The organism is Candidatus Oleimmundimicrobium sp. (genome assembly GCF_030651595.1).
In the GTDB taxonomy this organism is placed as follows: Bacteria; Actinomycetota; Aquicultoria; order UBA3085; family Oleimmundimicrobiaceae; genus JAUSCH01.
Genome location: NZ_JAUSCH010000073.1, coordinates 1 through 3,623 on the forward strand (window position 1 = coordinate 1; position 3,623 = coordinate 3,623).

Sequence of the window (3,623 nt, forward strand, 5' to 3'; positions counted from 1 at the left end):
CTTATGGAGAATAATCTTTCAAGCGAATAAAAGCCTCTCAAGTCAATTATGTCTCAAAAGAATTGAGCACATCTCCCAACAGTTATCAGAATTTTACAACCCAATTTATTCAATGATGCTTGCCAATAGGCACATTTTCCAACACTTTGGACCAAAATCTTTTCCTGATGACGAGATCTACCGACAAACAGCAGGGGAAAACTGGAAACTTTTAAAAGAGAAAGTCATCCTTCCAAATAACAGATTAATGGCAGAAATCCTCCGAGAAAAAAGTCACTTAATCTCTTTAGATGACGACATAAGCCACTATTTAGACTTGAACAACCACTTGAGTATGTATGAAATTTTTTCTGAAAACCCAACAGAATTGTATCAAGACTACCAATTCCCCATAGGCATTTTGGGTCACGTTGAAAGTAAGAGAAAAAAATTAGTTCAGTCATTGAATGAATTAAAAGACAAAAATTGAGGAGAGCCAACTGTGAGTAATTACTGGTTGTATAGCCAACTTAAAGACCAATCACATTTAGAGGTAGACAATAATTATCACGATTTGATTTCGGTTCGTTATAATGGGAAACATTATAAAATTTATTCACCATCTTCTGCTGAATATATAATCACAATAGATGTGGTTCAAAAAGTAGGGGCACTTGGGGGTAATATCATATCTTTCCCTACGTCTTGGTGCCAATCTTCACGTGAGGCAATTTTGTATGGTAAAAAGCACGATGTTACCGTAATTCCTCACGGAGTTCTTTTTAGCATGTTAGATGCAAAGGAATAGAAATTGATAAATTGGTTACAAAATCGTTTTCAAAAAGCCCCAAAATCCATTGTAAAAACAGGTGTTTTTGGCTCGGGGTCTGTTGGCGGCAGGATGCCTAATGATTGTGACCTCTTTATTGTATCTAAGCAAGCCCCAGTTCAATTGAATGGCACAAAATTAGGAAGAAAATTGATAAAGTTCGGAATGGATTTTCTTCGAAATTTGAAATAGATTTGAACGTAATTCTTCTTACTGTTGGTGAATGGGAAGAAAAAAAGAGTTTTTTTTCAGGAAATATTCCTATCGCATTAATTAAAGATCGCCCAACCAGGCGCTGCACCTGACCAGAAGTGGCGCTGTCGTTCCCATATTAGTTCGGGAGCTGGCTGGTGAGTTTAAGCGTTATGCCACCTCAAGCAAAAAATCCAACACTTTCTCATCTACCGGATTATTGGTAATATGCTTGCTTAAAAGTTCGAAGATTGTCCCACTGGTCCCACCAGCATATTTTGAAGAAAAGTGCCTGATAGTTAGGCATTTTTTTATTCAACCCACGCCGGACTCGAACTTTTTTAATTATCATCAATACAAATCCATATTTACATAGAATCCCTTATATTGTGAAATGCTAGTAGAATTGTAAGGCATTTTATCTGCAATTTTTGGGAAATTCTTGAAGAAATTTGTTTTGACTAGAAATGTAATTGTGTATTATGAAATTCAGTATATTGATTAGTTAACCCTATAAAATTAAATTAAGGAGAATTAATGGCAAGAAAGAATGAATCAATTCTCGACATCCTCGTCCTTCTTCCCTGGTGGGTCAGTGTGGCATTATCTGGCATTTCATATCTGGTTCTGAAATACTTCATTCCCTCAATAGAATTCCAGCAAAAGGGGTCAGCAGACATAACATATATACTTTTCAAAGGGTTTGCTGGCGCCGCGCCCTCACTTGCGCCGATAATTGCACTAGTTTTATTAATTCCTGCTCCAATTTCGGCTATTAATTCTTGGCGTAAACGTAAACTCTTAGATAAACAGGAATCTATTGAGACTGTTCGTAATCTAAAATGGAGGGAATTTGAAGAATTGGTTGGAGAGGCTTATCGCCGACAAGGCTACGTTGTATGTGAAAATTCTGGGGCGGGTCCCGATGGAGGCATTGATTTGACATTGAAAAAGAGCGGCGAAGTGATTCTTGTTCAATGCAAGCAGTGGAGAAATATTAAAGTCGGAGTTAATAAAGTACGAGAGTTATATGGCGTTCAGATTTCTCAAAATGCAAATAAATCAATTTTAATGACTTCTGGTTTTTTTACTCAGGAAGCAAAGAATTTCGCTGCCAACAAGTCCATCGATTTAGTAGAGGGCTCTCAACTATTGGGACTTATTAAGAGTGTTCAGTCTCAGTTCAAAGCAACGTCTTTTACTCCAACTTCACTTGTTACTTGTCCGAAATGTGGTAGTGAAATGATACTGAGAACCGCATATAAAGGTTCAAATATTGGTCAAAAATTCTGGGGTTGCTCTAAGTTTCCTAATTGTCGTGCAATAAAACCATATAAGGATTAAAAAAAAGTGGGGTCAGGTTTTTAATCTTGACATTTTTAAGCTGTGAGGCAAGGATCAATCTTTCTTTGTTACTTTGATTTGCAAACTCACCTGTAAAAATTTGACCCAGAAGTCAAGCTAAAGGTCATCCAATTTTTAGAAAACTAACAGGTGGGAGGACCGCAAAATGATTACAAATGAAATTACAAAAGAAGACGCCTTTTTACACCTTATTTATGAGTACCGCTGTTTATCTACAGTTGGGTATGCGTGGAGGAGATTTGGAGATCCTAAAAGTAACGATTCTGGAAAAGCCGAAGCTAACAAAATAATTCCTGAAATTTCAACAGTTATTCAGGATTCGTTATTACTTCATACCCGAACTCTTATTGAGTTTTATTGGCCGAATCAATCGAGGTCAACCGATATAAATATTAGTCTATTTACATCCCCAAAAACTCTAGACAAAAGCAACTATGCTGACCTGATAAGGTTAAAAAGGCCCATTGAAGTACATGTATTGCATTTAACAATCTGGCGCGATACCTCATGCCGAAGTCAATCTGATAATGATGATACTCAGAGACCTGATTGGAATAAGGTCAATGGAAAAATATTTGATGATCTCATCCGAGCACTTGAGGAATTGTCAAATAACCTACCAGATCTATGGAACAAGGCTTTCAAGAGACTGAAAGAAGCGTCAGAGAGTAGATTTAAACAAGGGGCGAACTTCAATTGGCCTGATGAGCTTGGAGAAAAAGGCAAGGTTAAAGAGTATCTACAAAATTTATCTAAGTAACGGCAACCTTAATATAATTAAGCAACGGGAAAGGGTCATCTAAAAAAAACTGCCCCTGAAATCACACAATTTTGGGAAATTCTTGAAGAAATTTGTGTCTTGACTAGAAGTTTGATTATGTATCATGGAATTCAGTATATTGATTGGTTAGAACGACAGGAGGGGATGATGGGAAAAAAGAGAGTCAGGTTCAATCCTAAAAGTATTGGGCAATTGCCAAATGACAAACCAGTTCTTTATCGGATTGAAACGGAAGGTGGAAAACCAAATTATGTTGGAGTTGCAAAACGTGGCAGAGTGCGAGAGAGAATAGAAATAGGGGTCAGCCTGACAAACTTGAATAACTAACAATCCTGGCTCATCAACCAAATCGCTTCTAAGTTTCACGAATCGCAATAGGAAAATAAATTTAAAAGCCGATAAAATATCAAAGCATTAATTACAATAAGATATATAATAAAGTGTAAATTTTAATACAGGAGGGAATAAACAATGAGT

The 3,623-nt window shown here is 36.7% G+C and carries 5 protein-coding genes; all 5 read left to right on the plus strand.

Going from position 1 to position 3,623, the window contains the following annotated elements:
- Positions 1-469 (plus strand): hypothetical protein (locus Q7U95_RS04735; protein ID WP_308752295.1); only part of this gene is annotated, 469 nt, incomplete at its 5' end.
- A gap of 12 nt (positions 470-481) precedes the next feature.
- Complete coding sequence (locus Q7U95_RS04740) at positions 482-787, plus strand: hypothetical protein (protein WP_308752297.1); 306 nt, start codon at positions 482-484, stop codon at positions 785-787.
- Between the two features lie 750 nt (positions 788-1,537).
- Positions 1,538-2,344 carry a restriction endonuclease gene (locus tag Q7U95_RS04745; RefSeq protein ID WP_308752299.1) on the plus strand — a complete coding sequence of 269 codons (807 nt, stop codon included), beginning with the start codon at positions 1,538-1,540 and terminating at the stop codon, positions 2,342-2,344.
- Between the two features lie 166 nt (positions 2,345-2,510).
- A complete protein-coding gene (locus tag Q7U95_RS04750; RefSeq protein ID WP_308752301.1) occupies positions 2,511-3,125 on the plus strand; it encodes a hypothetical protein in 615 nt (204 codons plus the stop codon).
- Positions 3,126-3,293: 168 nt separating this feature from the next.
- Positions 3,294-3,473, plus strand: a complete 180-nt coding sequence (locus Q7U95_RS04755) for a hypothetical protein (RefSeq protein ID WP_308752303.1) — start codon at positions 3,294-3,296, stop codon at positions 3,471-3,473.
- Positions 3,474-3,623: the final 150 nt, after the last annotated feature.